Origin of the sequence: Hwanghaeella sp., from assembly GCF_965227365.1 — a bacterium.
GTDB lineage: Bacteria > Pseudomonadota > Alphaproteobacteria > UBA8366 > Aestuariispiraceae > Hwanghaeella.
Map to the genome: position 1 here is coordinate 3,969,849 of NZ_OZ245754.1, position 15,910 is coordinate 3,985,758.

The following is a 15,910-nucleotide window of genomic DNA, read 5'->3' on the forward strand; positions in this document are numbered from 1 at the left end:
AGATTTCCATTACCGAATGACGATCGTCACTGGATCACGATCTTCGGGGCCGCGCGCGGGGCGTCCAGGGTTTGCCCGGAGAGCTTCTCCCAGACCGCCGTCGCGATCTTTTTGTAGACCGTGGCATGCGCGCCGTCCGGATCCGCCTCGACGATCGGGTTGCCGCCATCCGCATGGGTACGGATCTCGATATCCAGCGGCACTTCGCCCAGGAAATCGACGCCCAGCTTGTCGGCCTCCGCCTTGGCGCCGCCATGGCCGAAAATATGCGCCTCATGGCCGCAATTCGGGCAGACATAGAGGCTCATATTCTCGATGATGCCGAGAACCGGCACATCAACCTTGCGGAACATGTTCAGGCCCTTGCGCGCATCGATCAGGGCGATGTCCTGCGGCGTGGAAACGATGACCGCACCGGCCAGTGGCACGTTCTGGGCCATCGTCAACTGCGCGTCGCCGGTACCCGGCGGCATGTCCACGACCAGCACGTCCAGGTCGCCCCAGTTCACATCCGACAGCATCTGCTGCAGCGCGCCCATCACCATCGGACCGCGCCAGACGACCGGCTGGTCTTCCGCGACCAGAAAACCGATCGACATCGCCTTGATGCCGAAATTCTCCATCGGCTCCAGAATCTTGCCGTCCGGACTTTCCGGTCGACCGGAGATACCCAGCATGCGCGGCTGGCTGGGACCGAAGACATCCGCGTCCAACATGCCCACCTTCAGGCCGAGTTGCTTCAGCGCAAGCGCGAGGTTGACCGCCGTGGTCGATTTGCCGACACCGCCCTTGCCGCTGGCCACGGCGATGATATGCGCAACCCCGGCGGGTCCCGACTTTCGGCCCGGCCGCGGCGGTTGACCGGCGTCCTGCGCGGGGCCGCCCGCTGGTTTCGACGATTGCCCGGCCTTGCTTTCCGCGGTCAGTATCGCCGTAACGGACAAAACATTCGGCACGGCGTTTACCGCCGCTTCCGCGGCTTTGCGCACGTTTTCCATCTCGTCCGCACGGGCGGGATCGATTTCGATCGAGAACTGAACGTTCCGGTCCTTGACCGCCATGCCGGAAATCATTCCCAGGGCAATGAGGCTTTCACCGTCGCCCGGGACGATCACCGTCGCCAGTGCTTCCCGTACCTGCTGTTCCGTCACATCCGCCATGTCATGGTCCTTCCACTCGCCTTGAACGCTTCCCAAGTTGTGCCGGATCAGGTCGAAAGCCAGCCCAAACCGCTAACTTTTGCCGACTTTCCCGACCCGGGCCCTTTGCTATTCGGGATGACTGCACATATATGTTGCCCGCGATGCACGCAAAGAATTTGCGGGCCGATACGATGCTTTTCCCGAAAGCACGGTTATTTGCCGTGTCGCCGGAGGGGCAATCGCCGGTCCGGACAATTGAGAAGAACGGCAAGGGAAGCAAGACGGTATGCCTTGGCAGAATAATTCCGGTGGAGGTGGACCCTGGGGTGGTGGCGGTGGCCGCGGTTCCGGTGGCGGTGGCGGACAAAGCCCATGGGGACGCCCGTCGGGAAGCGGCGGCGGCGGCAATCGACCCCCGCCGGATGTCGAGGAAATGGTCCGCAAGGGGCAGGAGCGCCTGAAAGGCATGTTGCCCGGCGGCCTCGGCGGTAAGGGCGTCTTTTTCGTCGGCGCGCTGGTCGTTGCCGGTTGGCTTCTGACCGGTTTCTATCAGGTCGAGCCGAACGAACAGGGTGTCGAACTCGTTTTCGGCGAACTGTCCGAAACGACGGGCCCGGGCCTCAACTACAACTATCCGTCCCCGATCGGTACGGTGCTGAAGCCGCAGGTCACGGACGTCAACCAGGAACAGATCGGCTTCCGCGCCAGCGGTGGCGGAACGCGCGCCAGCAGCGTACGGGACGTGCCTGCGGAAAGCCTGATGCTGACCGGTGATGAAAACATCATCGACATCCAGGCCGTGGTGTTCTGGCAGATCAATGATGCCGGTGCATTCCTGTTCAATATCGACAGTCCGCAGGAAACGGTGCGAAACGCGGCGGAAGCGGCAATTCGCGAAGTGACCGGCAAGACGGACTTCGAATTCGCCCGTACGGCCGGCCGCGGCAGGGTCGCGGCACAGGTCCAGGAACTGATCCAGTCGATCCTGGACGACTACAAGTCGGGTATTTCGATCACCAACGTGCAGCTGCAGAAGGTTGACCCGCCCTCAGCGGTTATCAACGCCTTCCGTGACGTTCAGGCCGCCCGCGCCGATGCGGAAAAGGCGATCAACGAAGCGAACGCCTACATGAAGGAAGTCACGCAGCGCGCCGAGGGTCAGTCGCAGCAGATCACCCAGGCCGCCGAAGCCTACAAGCAGGAGCGGATCTCGGCCGCAACAGGTGACGCGCAACGCTTCCTGTCGATTTACAATGAGTATGTGAACGCCAAGGATGTGACCAAGCGTCGGATCTATCTGCAAACCATGGAAGAAATCCTGCGCAACATGGACAAGGTCCTGATCGAGAATCAGGACGGCGCGGGCGTTCTTCCCTATCTCCCCCTCGATAGGTTGACCGGTGATCGGGAACGGCGTGTCACGCCGCCCAACCCGAATACCGTCGATGGCCTGACCGGTCAGTAAGGGAGGAATGAGATCATGAAGAACACCAGTGTAGTCGTAATCCTCGTTCTGCTGGCGGTAATGTTTGTCGTCGGTTCCTCGGCCCTTTTCACGGTCAACGAGACGGAGCAGGTCCTGGTCCGTCGTTTCGGTGAACCGACCCGGGTCATCAAGGAACCGGGCCTCAACATCAAGGTGCCCTTCGTCGATACGGCGACCTATTTCGACAAGCGGTTGCTGAACTTCGACGGCGATTCCCAGGAAATCCCGACCAAGGACCAGAAGCAGTTGATCGTCGACGCATTCGCGCGTTACCGCATCGTCGACACCCTGCGCTTCTTCCAGTCGGTCGGCAGCGTTGCCGGCATGGAGGCGCGCCTGCCCAACATCATCAACTCCGCCCTGCGTCAGGTGCTCGGTGAAGTCGACATGTCCAGGATTTTGACCGAGGAACGCGCGGTCCTGATGCGTAAGAGCACCCAGGTCGCGACCGAAAACTCGAAGGAATTCGGGATCGAAGTCGTCGACGTTCGCATGAAGCGCGTGGACCTGCCGGACGAGAACAGTCAGGCCGTCTTCCGCCGCATGCAGACGAAGCGTGAAGAAGAGGCTCGCGACATCCGCGCCGGCGGTGACAGGGAATCCCGGACGATCCGCGCGAAGGCCGACCGTGACCAGCGCGTTATTCTGGCCGAAGCCCGCAAGACCGCGGAAATCCTTCGCGGTGAAGGCGACGCCCAGGCACAGGCGATTTACAACGACGCCTATACCAAAGACCGCGAATTCTTCGACTTCTGGCGCTCGATGCAGGCACTGGAACGCGGTTTGGGCTCCGACTCGACGACCTATGTGGGGCCGCCGAGCGGCGACTTCTTCCGGTATTTTAATACCGAAAGCGGCACTCGGGAATTGAGCCGCGATTAAAGTCTGCGTATCGGCCCCATGGAGGACTTCCCCACGGCGTTGCTGACTGCCATCGGGCTGGTCCTTGTGATTGAGGGGCTCATGTATGCCGCCGCCCCCGAAGCGATGCGGCAGGCCATGCGGAAAATCTTGGAACTGGACCCGGCGCTTCTGCGCCGGGCCGGTGCCACCGCGGTCGCCATCGGCGTCTTTCTGGTCTGGCTCGCACGTGGCTGACAGGTGCCCCGACCATACCAGCGCACCGCAACACATATCCCTTTCGGAAAATCCCGACGAACCGTTTTCTTTAGGCCATATTTTTGCCACAGTTTGGGCAACATTATGGAATTATCCAATCCGGCATTGCGTTCCGCACGTAGCAACCCACATCGGTTCCAGAACTTTGTTCGAAGGAGATTTTCGTGGACCGGCGTGCGATTTCTGCCTTTCGGGCACGTCTGTCCACCGGGTCGTGATTTCAACAGATCGCGGGTATCCGGTAGGGTGACCGCTTGATCTCTCTATAAGGAGGACAACCGTGTACTCGGCCAAAGTGAAACATATCCTCGCCCCGGCGAGATCAAAGGCCGTCTCGCTGGCGGTCGGCATGTTCGCCGTTACCTTCGTTGCCGTGGGGCTGGCGATCACCGGCGCGGGAAGCGCGGTGGCGCGGGGCGCCCCCGACAGTTTCGCAGATCTGGCAGAGAAACTTCTGCCTGCCGTCGTTAATATCCGAACGACCGCAACGGTGCAGGCCGGCGTTCATTCCGGTCCTGAATTCAACCTTCCCCCGGGTCTGGAAGAATTCTTCGAGCGCTTTAAGGAAGGTCAGCCGGAACAGCGCCGGCGGGCAACTTCGCTCGGTTCCGGCTTCATCATCGATGAAACCGGTTTCATCGTGACCAACAACCACGTGGTCAAGGATGCCGAGGAAATCTTCGTCGTCCTGCACGACGACTCGGAACTGGAAGCGGAAATCGTCGGCATCGACGACAAGACCGACATCGCCGTCCTGAAGGTCAACCCGAAGAACCCGCTGCCGGCGGTTTCGTTTGGGGATTCCGACGCGGAACGCGTCGGTGACTGGGTAATCGCGATCGGTAACCCGTTGGGCTTCGGCGGCACCGTTACCGCCGGAATCGTTTCCGCGCGGGGCCGCGACATCAATTCCGGACCGTACGACAACTACATCCAGACCGATGCGCCCATCAACAAGGGCAATTCCGGCGGCCCGCTGTTCAATATGGAAGGCGAAGTGATCGGCATTAACACGGCCATCTTCTCCCCCAACGGCGGTTCGATCGGAATTGGTTTCGCCATCCCCTCGAACCTCGCCAGCAAGGTGGTGTCGCAGCTTCGCGAATACGGTACGACCCGCCGTGGGTGGTTGGGTGTGACCATCCAGCAGGTGACCGACGAAATCGCCGACAGCATGGGTCTTCCCGAAGCGTCCGGCGCGCTTGTCTCCACCGTTCACGAGGACAGCCCCGCCGCCGCGGCCGGCATCCAGACCGGTGACGTGATCACCACGTTCAACGGTCAGAAGGTCCCGAATTCCCGCCGCCTGCCGCGCATGGTTGCGGACTCCTCCGTGGGCGACACCGTCCCGGTCGAGGTCTGGCGCAATGGCGAAAAGGTCGCGCTGAACGTCCAGTTGGGTCAATTGGAGAAGGTCGATCTCGCCTCTCTGCGCGGCGCACCGCAGCAGGACCAGGAAACGCCGCGGTCTCTGGAATCTCTCGGCTTGGCGCTGGCGCCGATCGGCAGTGCCGTTCGCCAGGAATTCGGTCTGACCGACGATGTGGAGGGTGTTGTCATCACCAAGGTCGATCCGTCCAGCGACGCCGCAGAAAAACAGTTGCGGCCGGGCAATGTGATCGTCGAGGTGAACCAGGAGAAGGTTTCCTCCCCCGATGACATCGCAAAGCAGATCGAAGCCTCCAAGGCGGCCGGCAAGAAATCCGTGCTGATGCTGATTAATCAGAACGGCGCGCTCCGCTTTGAAGCGGTCCGCTTCAAGGACGGTTGATCGGCTCGTCCGACAGCCCTGAAGAAAGAAAAGCCCCGGCCTTGGCCGGGGCTTTTTTCTGTTTCACATCCCAAGGATGACTCACACTCCGGAATGGACGGGGGACGCGTCTTACGCGGATTGCCCGTCCAGCCAGCGGCGCAGGATGTCATTGAACTGCGCAGGATCCTGGACATTGCAGAGATGGGCGGCACCCTTCACCGTCTCCAGCGTGGAGCCCGGCAGATTTTCATGGATGACATCTGACATGGCCGGCGGCAGGGCCGGGTCCACTTCGCCCGGGATAATAATCGTCGGCGTCTTTATGCCGGCCAATTGGCCGGTGTAGTTCAGGCGCGAAATCGCCTCGCAGCAACGCGAATACCCGACCACGGAGGTATTCACGATCATCGCGCGAACCTCGGCCACACGGGCCGGATTGGCGGCGATCCAGGTATCGGTAAACCAACGCTGGACGGTGACGTCGCCCATCGCTTCCATGCCCTTTTCCTTGACGGTCGCGATCCGGTCGACCCAGGTCTGGTGCATTTCTTGCGGAATGGCGCTGCTCGTGGCGCAAAGCGCCAGCGACTTGAAAGCATCGGGATGATAGATGCCGACCGCCTGGCCGGTCATACCGCCGATGGACAGGCCGCAGAAATGGCCGCCCGTGAAACCGAGCTCGCCGGCAAGCGCCACGACGTCGTCTGCCAGCGTCTTGATTTCGATCGGCTCGTCCTTGGCCTCGCTCTTTCCATGGCCGCGACGGTCATAGCGCAGGATCCGGTATTTGTCGGTCAGCGCCGCGATCTGCTCGTCCCACATGTGCAGGTCCGTCGCCAGCGAGTTGCAAAAGACCAAGGGTATGCCGTTTTCCGGCCCGTCGATCCTGTAGTGCAGCCGCACGCCGTTGGCTGTTACATCGCCTTCCATTTCCGCGTCTCCCCATATTCGAATTCAATTGGAGCGGGGAGAGTAGACAGAAGCCGGCGGACGGGGAAGGGGTCAGGCCCCGGCAAACTCGTCCCGACTATATCCCTGGTAGAAAAGCAGTGTGGAAAGGTCCGTATGATCGATCCGGAACGCGGCTTCCGCGCGCACGATGGGCTTGCCGTAATAGGCCACGCCCAAACCGGTTGCACGCAGCATGTCGAGGTCGTTCGCCCCGTCGCCGACCGCACACGCATCTTCCAAGCCGACATTCTGCCTTTCGCAGAGTTCGCGAACCGTTATGAGCTTGGTATCACGGGCGACGATCGGTTCCGCGACCTTGCCGGTCAGCGTACCGTCATCGATTTCCAGAATGTTCGCGCGGTGTTCATGGAAGCCCAGTTCAGCATGGACGGTTTCCGTGGTGAAGGTGAAACCGCCGGAAACAAGGGCGCAATAGGCGCCATTGGCGCGCATCGTTGCCACCGCAACCTTGCCGCCCGGTGTATAGGTGACCTGGTTCATGACGGTTTCGATCGCATGATCCGCCGGATACCCGGCCAGCATCGCGACCCGTTCCCGCAGCGCGGCCGCAAAATCCAGTTCGCCGTTCATCGACCGTCTGGTGATTTCCGCGATCGCCTCGCCCAATCCCAGTTCCGCCGCCAGCGTGTCCAGCGTTTCGATCTCGATCATGGTCGAATCCATGTCCGCGACCAGAACCGCTTTCCGACGGGCCCCGAGGAAGGTCACCGCCCAATCCAGGTCCTCGAAATCCAGGACCGACCGAATGCGGCCGGGATCGACCGCCTCAAAGGGGATATCGGCGGCCTTGCCCGGCTGCAGCCAGGTCGGGGCGTCCGGCGAGGCGCCGAGATTGTCCAGCGCGGCCTGCGCTTCGGAAAGATCGGTCTCGCCCAAGGGGCGGGATGCCGGGGCGACAAGTGTCAGATATGCGTTCATGGGCGTCCTGTAGCGATGCCGTCCGGTTCCTGCAAGCAGCAAGCCGGTATCTGGCGCTTGTTTCATCGAATTGCAACGGGACGGCGCAGAGCACAGGTTGGCCAACCGGTACATCCTCGGTTATGACCTTAGCCGAACTACAAACACAGCAAAAAGGGAGGACCTGTCATGTCCGGCCTGGAATGGACCGTTTACCTATCCGGAGAGATCCACACCGACTGGCGCGAGCAGATCGAGGAAGGCACCAAGGCACTCGGCCTGCCGATCCACTTCGTCTCCCCCGTCACGATCCACGAAGATAGCGACGATTGCGGCGTGGCCATCATGGGCGAGGCGCCGAACGACTTTTGGAAGGATCAAATGGGCAGCCGGATGAACGCGATCCGAACCCGCACCCTGATCGAACAGGCCGACGTCGCCGTCATCCGTTTCGGCGACAAATACAAGCAATGGAACGCGGCTTTCGACGCCGGGATCTGCTCGGCGCTCGGCACGCCCTACATCACCTTGCATGACGAAGCGATCAACCACGCGCTCAAGGAAGTCGACGGCGGCGCCCAGGCCGTGGCACGCACGCCCGACCAGGTTGTCCGGACCCTGCAATATGTGACGACCGGCGTCCTGAAACGGGCGGCGGGTTAACGCCGCGCGCCCCGGTTTCAGGAAGCAGCATCGTGGCATCGAGCGGGACGCGCCCCGTCCTCGTCATCGCCGGGCCGACTGCCTCGGGCAAGTCGGCTCTGGCGTTGCGGGTCGCCCAGGAATGCGACGGCACCGTGATCAATGCGGATTCGATGCAGATCTATGCGGATCTTCGCATCATAACCGCACGCCCGATGGAAGCAGACGAACGGGCCGCGCCCCATCGTCTTTATGGCGTGCTCGACGCGACGGAAGTCTGCTCGGCCGCGCGGTGGCGCGACATGGCGCTGGCGGAGATCGACACGGCGCATGCAGCTGGGCGTTTGCCAATCCTGTGCGGCGGCACGGGGCTGTACCTGAAAGCCTTGATGCAGGGGCTCGCCCCGATGCCGGACATCCCCGAGAGTGTCCGGTCGGAAATCCGGGCCCGCTGCGATCGGGAAGGGCCGGAAGCGATGCATGCACTTCTGGCCGAACGGGACCCGGAAATGGCTGCCCGTTTGAACGCGACCGACAGCCAGCGCATCTGCCGCGCCCTGGAGGTTGTCGTCGCCACCGGGCGAAGCCTCGCCGACTGGCAAAGAGAAATGCCGGAAGGCCCGCCTGCGCATCTTCGGTTCCATACCATCGCCCTCCTCCCCCCTCGGGACGAACTCTATGCCGGGATCGACAGACGCTTCGACAAAATGATCGAAATGGGCGCCTTGGATGAGGTGCGTCGTTTGGACGAGCGACATCTAGACCCGAAATTGCCGGCCATGAAGGCACTAGGCGTGCCCGAGTTGCGGGCCCATCTGCACGGTGATCTGGCTTTGTCCGACGCGGTCACCGCGGCTGCGACAAAGAGCCGCCGCTATGCGAAAAGGCAAAATACCTGGCTAAGGGGACAGATTATTATCGATTTTTCCCATCCGGCGAAATATTCTGAAAGTTTATGGCCTTCTTTTTTTGCATTTATTCGTGAAAACGGGTTGACCAGCTAAAACACGGCCAATATGGTGCGCCCGCGCGGGCCGGGAGGCCCGTGTTTCATATCTCGGCTGCAATTCACGTCCCGCGGTCGGCGCCCATCCGGCGCCGCGCTTGGCATCGCCGCCGGGGAGACTGAAAAGAAACAAGGAACGACGTTATGAGTACGATATCGATGAACGGTGCCCAGATCATCATCAAGTCTTTGGTGGATCAGGGTGTAGATGTCGTATTCGGCTATCCTGGCGGCGCGGTACTCCCGATCTACGACGAGCTTTTCAAGCAGAACAAGATCCGCCACGTCCTGGTGCGCCACGAACAAGGCGCGGTGCACGCCGCCGAAGGCTATGCCCGGTCCACCGGCAAGGTGGGGGTTGTGCTGGTGACCAGCGGCCCCGGCGCGACCAATGCGGTGACGGGCCTGACAGATGCGCTGATGGATTCCATCCCGATCGTCTGCCTGACCGGGCAGGTCCCGACGCATCTGATCGGCAACGACGCCTTCCAGGAATGCGACACGACCGGCATCACGCGCCCCTGCACCAAGCACAATTACCTGGTGAAGAGCGTCAACGACCTGTCGAAAACCATGCATGAGGCTTTCTACGTGTCGCGCAGCGGCCGTCCCGGCCCCGTCGTCGTCGACATTCCGAAGGACGTTCAATTTGCCGCCGGCCCCTATTCAGGCCCGGAAAACGTCCAGCACAAGACCTATCGCCCCAAGGTGAAGGCCGACCGCGACAAGGTGGAGCGTACGGTGGATCTGCTGTTGTCCGCGAAGCGGCCGGTGATCTATGCGGGCGGCGGTATCATCAATGCCGGCCCGGCGGCCAGTACGCTGTTGCAGGAATTCGTCCGGATGACGAACTTCCCGACCACCCTCACCCTGATGGGGTTGGGCGCGTTGCCGGCCAATTCGCCGCAATTCCTGGGCATGCTCGGCATGCACGGCACGTATGAGGCCAACTGGACCATGCATGATTGCGACGTCATGCTATGCCTCGGCGCGCGGTTCGACGACCGCATCACCGGCCGGTTGGATGCCTTTTCGCCGAACTCGAAGAAGATCCATGTCGATATCGACCCCTCGTCGATCAACAAGAACGTCCAGGTGGATCTCGGCATCGTCTGCGATGTCGCCCATTTCCTGGAAGACATGATCAAGGTTTACAAGAGCCGTCAGCGCCAACCGGATCAGGATGCCCTGGCCGCCTGGTGGCGGAAGATCGACGAATGGCGCGACATCAACTGCCTGAGCTTCTCGACCAATGACGAGCAGATCAAGCCGCAGCAGGCGATCCGCCGTTTGTTCGAAATGACCAGGGATCGCGATCCCTACATCACGACCGAGGTCGGGCAGCATCAGATGTGGGCCGCCCAGCATTTCGACTTCTTCGGACCGAACAAGTGGATGACCTCCGGCGGCCTCGGCACCATGGGCTACGGCCTGCCGGCGGCGATCGGCGCCCAGATCGCCCATCCGGACGATCTGGTTATCGATATCGCCGGCGAGGCGTCGATACTGATGAACATCCAGGAAATGTCGACGGCGATCCAGTACCGCCTGCCGGTCAAGGTCTTCATTCTGAACAACAAATACATGGGCATGGTCCGCCAATGGCAGGAACTGCTGCATGGCGGCCGGTATTCGGAAAGCTATTCGGAAGCCCTTCCCGATTTCGTCAAACTGGCGGAAGCCTATGGCGGCAAGGGCCTGCGGGCGACCAAACCGTCGGAGCTGGACGCCACGATTCAGGAAATGCTGGACTATCCCGGTCCGGTCATCGCCGACATCGCGGTCGACGCCAAGGAAAACTGCTTCCCGATGATTCCGTCGGGCGCGGCCCATAACGACATGCTTTTGGCAACCGATGCGAATGCCATCGACGACAAAGGTAAAGTTCTGGTTTGACGGCTTGTAGCATTCGCTTCCGTCAACAATGATGGCGCCGCCGCGGATCCACTGCGGCGGCTGCCTGAAAACTCCGAGGAAAATCTCATGGCATCCAATGCGACAGCCGGCCCGCAGCAACCGGGGGCCGCGTACACATTCCAGGATCAGGACAAGGACCTGCGCCGCCACACCTTCGCGGTGATCGTGGATAACGAACCCGGCGTCCTAGCCCGGGTCATCGGCCTGTTCTCGGGCCGCGGTTACAACATCGAAAGCCTGACCGTCTCCACCGTCACCGAAGACGAGTCCGTCAGCCGGATCAACATCGTCACGACCGGGACGGCGATGATCATCGAGCAGATCAAGGCCCAGTTGAACCGGCTTGTTCCCGTTCATAACGTCCATGACCTGACGATCGAGGGACCTTCCGTCGAGAAGGAGTTGGCCCTGGTCAAAGTCCGCGCGACCGAGCATCAGCGCCGCGAAAGTCTGCGGATCGCCGATATTTTCGGCGCGACGGTTGCGGACACAACCCTTGAATCCTTCGTGTTCCAGATCAGCGGATCGCAGGACAAGGTCAACAGTTTCATCGAGCTTATGCGCGCCCTGGGGGAGACCGAGGTGGCGCGTTCGGGCATCGTCGCGGTTTCGCGCGGCGCCCAAATCACAACGGTCTAACTTCCGGACCACACACCAAACGAACCGAACCACAGCAAAGAGAGGGTAGGATATGCGCGTCTATTACGATCGCGATGCGGATGTGAACTTGATCAAGACCAAGAAGGTCGTGATCGTCGGATACGGCAGCCAGGGCCACGCCCATGCCATGAACCTGCGTGACAGCGGCGTTGCCGATGTTCGTGTCGCTCTTCGGGAAGGCTCCGCCACCCGCGCCAAGGCCGAAGCCGCGGGCTTCACCTGCATGACGCCGACGGAAGCGGCCGGTTGGGCCGATGTCGTGATGATGCTGACGCCGGACGAATTGCAGGCCGACATCTATCGTGACGAGTTGCACGGCAACATGAAGGAAGGCGCGGCGCTTTGCTTCGCGCACGGCCTGAATGTCCACTTCAACCTGATCGAGGCCCGCAAGGACCTGGACGTCTTCATGATCGCGCCGAAGGGCCCGGGCCACACGGTCCGTTCCGAATATCTTCGTGGCGGCGGCGTGCCGACCCTGGTCGCGGTGGATCAGGACGCGTCCGGCAATGCGCTGGAAATCGCGCTCTCTTACGCCTGCGCCAATGGCGGCGGTCGCGCCGGGATCATCGAAACCACCTTCAAGGAAGAGTGCGAAACCGACCTGTTCGGTGAGCAGGTCGTCCTGTGCGGCGGCTTGGTCGAGTTGATCCGCGCTGGTTTCGAAACCCTGGTCGAGGCCGGATACGCGCCGGAAATGGCCTATTTCGAGTGCCTGCACGAAGTGAAGCTGATCGTCGACCTGATCTATGAAGGCGGCATCGCCAACATGAACTACTCCATCTCCAACACGGCGGAGTATGGCGAGTATGTCACCGGCCCGCGGATCATCACGCCCGAAACCAAGGCGGAAATGAAACGCGTCCTCAGCGACATTCAGACCGGCAAGTTCACCCGCGACTGGATGCTGGAGAACAAGGTCAACCAGACCAGCTTCAAGGCCACGCGCCGCCTGAACGACGCGCATCCGATCGAGGAAGTTGGCGAAAAATTGCGCGGCATGATGCCGTGGATCTCGGAAAAGGCTCTGGTCGACAAGACCAAGAACTAAGCCTTCCCGCCCGCCTGTATCGCGGGCCACTGGTTTTTGCCGGGCGTCATCTTCGGATGGCGCCCGTTTTCTTTGTCGCGCGCAGCCGTACCGCACAAGAGTCTATCTTTCTGGTTTAATTGAATATTCCTATGTTCGTTGCTAAAACAACGTTTTGATTTTGAAAGTTTCTTGCTTTTCCGGCCGAATAATTACTTGGATATTACATATCCCTTATCAAAACACCGCAGCCGTACCGACCCGGCGGCCTGGAAATCCGCAGACTTCCGGGATAATTTGAATATAGTTGCCTACACAACAAAATAAGTTGGCCTTTTACCGAATTTTAAGAGTTCTGGGACAAACATCATTGCCTACGGCACTGAATGCCAGTAAATTCCGTCGAAGTTCGATGGGACTATTGGTTTACTACTTTAATTATTGTCGATTTGCCGTCTTTTCACCGGCGGATGCTCTTCGATCACTTCAAATGGGTCGAAATGCAGGGCCTGAATGAAATAGGGCGGGTCGACAAGCGGGGGATGGCCCGCGATGGGGCGGAAAGTAGAAATCTACCGGCAGATCGCAGTGGCCGCGCCGCGGCCCGGAGGGACAGGAGTCCCAAGAGCATGCTTTGCCCCTTTCTGCATTTCCGCAGCCGATACCCACGAAACGGCCCCCACTAAAAAAGAAGGTTATTGACGACGATGTTCTCCCGACTCCTCGGCTTTCTGTCCGCCGACATGGCGATCGATCTTGGGACCGCGAATACCCTGGTTTATGTGAAAGGCCGGGGGATCGTGTTGAACGAACCGTCGGTCGTCGCGATCGCGGAAGTCAAAGGCAAGAAACAGGTCCTTGCCGTCGGCGATGAAGCGAAGATGATGCTTGGCCGTACGCCGGGCAACATCCAGGCCATCCGCCCGTTGCGCGACGGTGTCATCGCCGACTTCGAAGTCGCCGAGGAAATGATCAAGCACTTCATCCGCAAAGTGCATAACCGCCGCAGTTTCGCCAGCCCGCAGGTCATCGTCTGCGTACCGTCCGGATCGACGGCGGTGGAACGGCGTGCCATTCAGGAATCTGCGGAAAGCGCCGGTGCCCGCCGTGTTTTCCTTATCGAGGAACCGATGGCGGCCGCGATCGGCGCCAATCTACCGGTCACCGAACCGACGGGCTCGATGGTCGTCGATATCGGCGGCGGCACGACCGAGGTGGCCGTCTTGTCGCTTGGCGGGATCGTCTATTCCCGGTCCGTCCGCGTGGGCGGCGATAAAATGGATGAGGCCATCATCGCCTATATCCGCCGGAACCATAACCTGCTGGTCGGGGAAGGGTCCGCCGAACGGATCAAGAAGGAAATCGGCTCCGCCTGCCAGCCCACGGATGGCGACGGCAAACTGATGGAAATAAAGGGTCGCGACCTGATGAACGGTGTTCCGAAGGAACTCGTCATCTCGGAACGCCAGATTGCGGAAAGTCTGGCCGAACCGGTCGGCGCGATTGTAGAAGCGGTGAAGGTCGCCCTGGAACAGACCCCGCCGGAACTGGCGGCGGATATCGTCGACAAGGGCATCGTCCTTACCGGCGGCGGCGGCATGCTGTCGAACCTCGATTTCGTCCTGCGGCACGCGACCGGCCTGCCGGTCTCCATCGCCGACGACGCGCTTTCCTGTGTCGCCCTGGGTACCGGGCGCTGCCTGGAGGAAATGCGGACTCTGCGTAACGTTTTGATAAGTATGTATTAACCTTTTGAGTGGTAGAAGTGCCGGAATGGGTCTTGCGGTACCCGCATAGCCCCAAACGGCAAAAGGTCAACGGTAGAAGTTATGGCGCCACGGTCAGGCACGACGATGATGAGAATTGCGGTTCCCCTGCGCTCCTTTGCGCAGCGGTTCGCGTTTGTCCTGCTTCTGACCAGCGCCGTGGCCATCATGCTCGTCGGCAAGGCCGACCCGCTCGCTTTCGAGCGTGCCCGGACGGAAGTGACGGATTTCGTCACCCCCTTGCTGGACGCGATCGCGCAGCCGGTCGCTACCGGCGCCCGTGTGATTGAAGAGGCCGAGCAGCTTATCGCGCTTCGCGACGAAAACGCCCGCCTGCGGGAAGAGAACGCACGCCTGAAGCAATGGCAGGCTGCCGCCCTGAACCTTCAAAGCGAGAACGAACAGCTGCGGGATTTGCTGTCCTATGAACCAAAGGACTCGGTGCGCTATGTCACCGCCCGCGTCGTCGGTGACCGGGGCGGCGCTTTTGTCCGCAGCATCCTGATCAACGAAGGATCGGAAGCCGGCGTCAAGAAGGGGCAGGCCGCCGTCGTCGGCGACGGGTTGTTGGGCCGTGTTGCCTCCGTTGGCGAAAACTCGGCCCGTGTACTGCTGATCACCGATTTGAACAGCCGCATACCAGTCATGGTGCAGGAAACGCGTATTCGCGCGGTACTTGCCGGGGACAACTCACAGAATCCCCGTCTGGTCTTCCTGTCCGCCAATGCCACCTTGAAAAAGGGACAACGTATCGTGACATCCGGTCACGGGGACGTTTTCCCGCCGGGCCTGCCGGTCGGCGAGATCACCGAAGTCGGCGAAAGCGGTGTACGCGTACGTCCCTTTGCCAGCGAAGATCGCCTGCGTTTCATCCGCTTGGTCGATTTCGGACGGGACGGTATTCTGACCCATACCACAGCCGGTGCGACCGAATAACTCCGGCACAGGCGATTTACGGCTTCGGCGGCGCGAGGTCATGATTTGACCCAAGGTTTTGCAATGCAGATGACGCTCCTGCAACGGCTGGATCACTATCTCCGGTTCTCGCTGCCGGTCGTTCTGACGATTCTGCTCGCCATTCTGGGCGTCGTTCCCCTGCATGCGCCCGGATTCGCGCCGGTCTCCCCCATGCTCGTTCTGGCTTCGCTGTATTATTGGGCCATCTATCGCCCGCAAATGATGCCGCTGATCCTGGTTTTCCTGGTCGGCCTGTTCCATGACATCCTGACCGGGGCGCCGCTTGGCGTGAACACATTGGCCTATCTGGTGGCCTATGGGCTCGTAGCCGGTCAGCGCAGGGTTTTTCTGGGCAAGTCCTTCGGGGTCGTCTGGTGGGGGTTCATGTTGGTTGCCGGCGCCGTGGAAGGCCTGCGTTGGATCCTGATTTCCGCATTGGGCGGCACCGTCCTAGACCCGCTTCCCGGTTTCTTCGCCTATGTCTCGTCCGTCGCGGTCTATCCGCTGCTGTCCCTGCTGTTCTCGCAGGTTCACAAGCTGATCCCGGTCCCGGAGCACTGAGC

The 15,910-nt window shown here is 60.9% G+C and carries 15 protein-coding genes; 12 read left to right on the forward strand and 3 right to left on the reverse strand.

All coding sequences use genetic code 11. From position 1 onward, the window contains the following. Window positions 1–26: 26 nt before the first annotated feature. Window positions 27–1,160: an iron-sulfur cluster carrier protein ApbC gene (gene apbC, locus ACQK2G_RS18210; RefSeq protein WP_425406458.1), complete on the reverse strand. Its 1,134-nt coding sequence runs from the start codon at window positions 1,158–1,160 to the stop codon at window positions 27–29. Between the two features lie 268 nt (window positions 1,161–1,428). Here apbC and hflK point away from each other — a divergent pair, with 268 nt between their 5' ends. The 4 genes from hflK (at window position 1,429) to ACQK2G_RS18230 (ending at window position 5,518) form a co-directional block, all read left to right on the forward strand. Beyond that, window positions 1,429–2,607: an FtsH protease activity modulator HflK gene (gene hflK / locus ACQK2G_RS18215; protein WP_425406459.1), complete on the forward strand. Its 1,179-nt coding sequence runs from the start codon at window positions 1,429–1,431 to the stop codon at window positions 2,605–2,607. Window positions 2,608–2,622: 15 nt separating this feature from the next. Continuing rightward, window positions 2,623–3,510: a protease modulator HflC gene (gene hflC / locus ACQK2G_RS18220; protein ID WP_425406460.1), complete on the forward strand. Its 888-nt coding sequence runs from the start codon at window positions 2,623–2,625 to the stop codon at window positions 3,508–3,510. An 18-nt stretch (window positions 3,511–3,528) separates the two neighbouring features. Continuing rightward, on the forward strand, window positions 3,529–3,726 hold the full coding sequence (locus tag ACQK2G_RS18225) for a DUF2065 domain-containing protein (protein ID WP_425406461.1): 198 nt from the start codon (window positions 3,529–3,531) through the stop codon (window positions 3,724–3,726). Between the two features lie 301 nt (window positions 3,727–4,027). Beyond that, complete coding sequence (locus ACQK2G_RS18230) at window positions 4,028–5,518, forward strand: DegQ family serine endoprotease (protein WP_425406462.1); 1,491 nt, start codon at window positions 4,028–4,030, stop codon at window positions 5,516–5,518. Window positions 5,519–5,629: 111 nt separating this feature from the next. Here ACQK2G_RS18230 and pcaD read toward each other — a convergent pair whose 3' ends face one another. After that, a complete protein-coding gene (pcaD, locus tag ACQK2G_RS18235) occupies window positions 5,630–6,430 on the reverse strand; it encodes a 3-oxoadipate enol-lactonase (RefSeq protein WP_425406463.1) in 801 nt (266 codons plus the stop codon). A 72-nt stretch (window positions 6,431–6,502) separates the two neighbouring features. Next, window positions 6,503–7,390: a phosphoserine phosphatase SerB gene (serB, locus tag ACQK2G_RS18240; protein WP_425406464.1), complete on the reverse strand. Its 888-nt coding sequence runs from the start codon at window positions 7,388–7,390 to the stop codon at window positions 6,503–6,505. Between the two features lie 168 nt (window positions 7,391–7,558). Between serB and ACQK2G_RS18245 the strand changes: the two genes are divergently transcribed. The 8 genes from ACQK2G_RS18245 (at window position 7,559) to mreD (ending at window position 15,908) form a co-directional block, all read left to right on the forward strand. Continuing rightward, on the forward strand, window positions 7,559–8,032 hold the full coding sequence (locus tag ACQK2G_RS18245; RefSeq protein WP_425406465.1) for a YtoQ family protein: 474 nt from the start codon (window positions 7,559–7,561) through the stop codon (window positions 8,030–8,032). A 32-nt stretch (window positions 8,033–8,064) separates the two neighbouring features. After that, a complete protein-coding gene (miaA, locus tag ACQK2G_RS18250) occupies window positions 8,065–9,015 on the forward strand; it encodes a tRNA (adenosine(37)-N6)-dimethylallyltransferase MiaA (protein WP_425406466.1) in 951 nt (316 codons plus the stop codon). A 146-nt stretch (window positions 9,016–9,161) separates the two neighbouring features. Continuing rightward, window positions 9,162–10,913: an acetolactate synthase 3 large subunit gene (locus ACQK2G_RS18255; RefSeq protein ID WP_425406467.1), complete on the forward strand. Its 1,752-nt coding sequence runs from the start codon at window positions 9,162–9,164 to the stop codon at window positions 10,911–10,913. Window positions 10,914–11,000: 87 nt separating this feature from the next. Next, complete coding sequence (ilvN, locus tag ACQK2G_RS18260) at window positions 11,001–11,573, forward strand: acetolactate synthase small subunit (protein ID WP_425406468.1); 573 nt, start codon at window positions 11,001–11,003, stop codon at window positions 11,571–11,573. Window positions 11,574–11,625: 52 nt separating this feature from the next. Then, window positions 11,626–12,645 carry a ketol-acid reductoisomerase gene (gene ilvC / locus ACQK2G_RS18265; protein ID WP_425406469.1) on the forward strand — a complete coding sequence of 340 codons (1,020 nt, stop codon included), beginning with the start codon at window positions 11,626–11,628 and terminating at the stop codon, window positions 12,643–12,645. A gap of 686 nt (window positions 12,646–13,331) precedes the next feature. Then, the gene (locus tag ACQK2G_RS18270) at window positions 13,332–14,372 is read left to right on the forward strand and encodes a rod shape-determining protein (protein WP_127767421.1); all 1,041 of its coding nucleotides are present in this window, start codon (window positions 13,332–13,334) and stop codon (window positions 14,370–14,372) included. A gap of 81 nt (window positions 14,373–14,453) precedes the next feature. Continuing rightward, on the forward strand, window positions 14,454–15,326 hold the full coding sequence (mreC, locus tag ACQK2G_RS18275; protein WP_425406470.1) for a rod shape-determining protein MreC: 873 nt from the start codon (window positions 14,454–14,456) through the stop codon (window positions 15,324–15,326). A gap of 63 nt (window positions 15,327–15,389) precedes the next feature. Next, on the forward strand, window positions 15,390–15,908 hold the full coding sequence (gene mreD, locus ACQK2G_RS18280) for a rod shape-determining protein MreD (protein WP_425406471.1): 519 nt from the start codon (window positions 15,390–15,392) through the stop codon (window positions 15,906–15,908). The last annotated feature ends 2 nt before the right edge of the window (window positions 15,909–15,910 follow it).

Bases quoted from the DNA above. Each gene is read 5' to 3' on its own strand.
- mreC (WP_425406470.1), top strand. From the start codon at position 14,454: ATGGCGCCACGGTCAGGCACGACGATGATGAGAATTGCGGTTCCCCTG.
- hflC (WP_425406460.1), top strand. From the start codon at position 2,623: ATGAAGAACACCAGTGTAGTCGTAATCCTCGTTCTGCTGGCGGTAATG.
- ilvN (WP_425406468.1), top strand. From the start codon at position 11,001: ATGGCATCCAATGCGACAGCCGGCCCGCAGCAACCGGGGGCCGCGTAC.
- mreD (WP_425406471.1), top strand. From the start codon at position 15,390: ATGCAGATGACGCTCCTGCAACGGCTGGATCACTATCTCCGGTTCTCG.
- pcaD (WP_425406463.1), bottom strand. From the start codon at position 6,430: ATGGAAGGCGATGTAACAGCCAACGGCGTGCGGCTGCACTACAGGATC.
- ACQK2G_RS18255 (WP_425406467.1), top strand. From the start codon at position 9,162: ATGAGTACGATATCGATGAACGGTGCCCAGATCATCATCAAGTCTTTG.
- serB (WP_425406464.1), bottom strand. From the start codon at position 7,390: ATGAACGCATATCTGACACTTGTCGCCCCGGCATCCCGCCCCTTGGGC.
- hflK (WP_425406459.1), top strand. From the start codon at position 1,429: ATGCCTTGGCAGAATAATTCCGGTGGAGGTGGACCCTGGGGTGGTGGC.
- apbC (WP_425406458.1), bottom strand. From the start codon at position 1,160: ATGGCGGATGTGACGGAACAGCAGGTACGGGAAGCACTGGCGACGGTG.
- ilvC (WP_425406469.1), top strand. From the start codon at position 11,626: ATGCGCGTCTATTACGATCGCGATGCGGATGTGAACTTGATCAAGACC.
- ACQK2G_RS18225 (WP_425406461.1), top strand. From the start codon at position 3,529: ATGGAGGACTTCCCCACGGCGTTGCTGACTGCCATCGGGCTGGTCCTT.
- ACQK2G_RS18270 (WP_127767421.1), top strand. From the start codon at position 13,332: ATGTTCTCCCGACTCCTCGGCTTTCTGTCCGCCGACATGGCGATCGAT.
- ACQK2G_RS18245 (WP_425406465.1), top strand. From the start codon at position 7,559: ATGTCCGGCCTGGAATGGACCGTTTACCTATCCGGAGAGATCCACACC.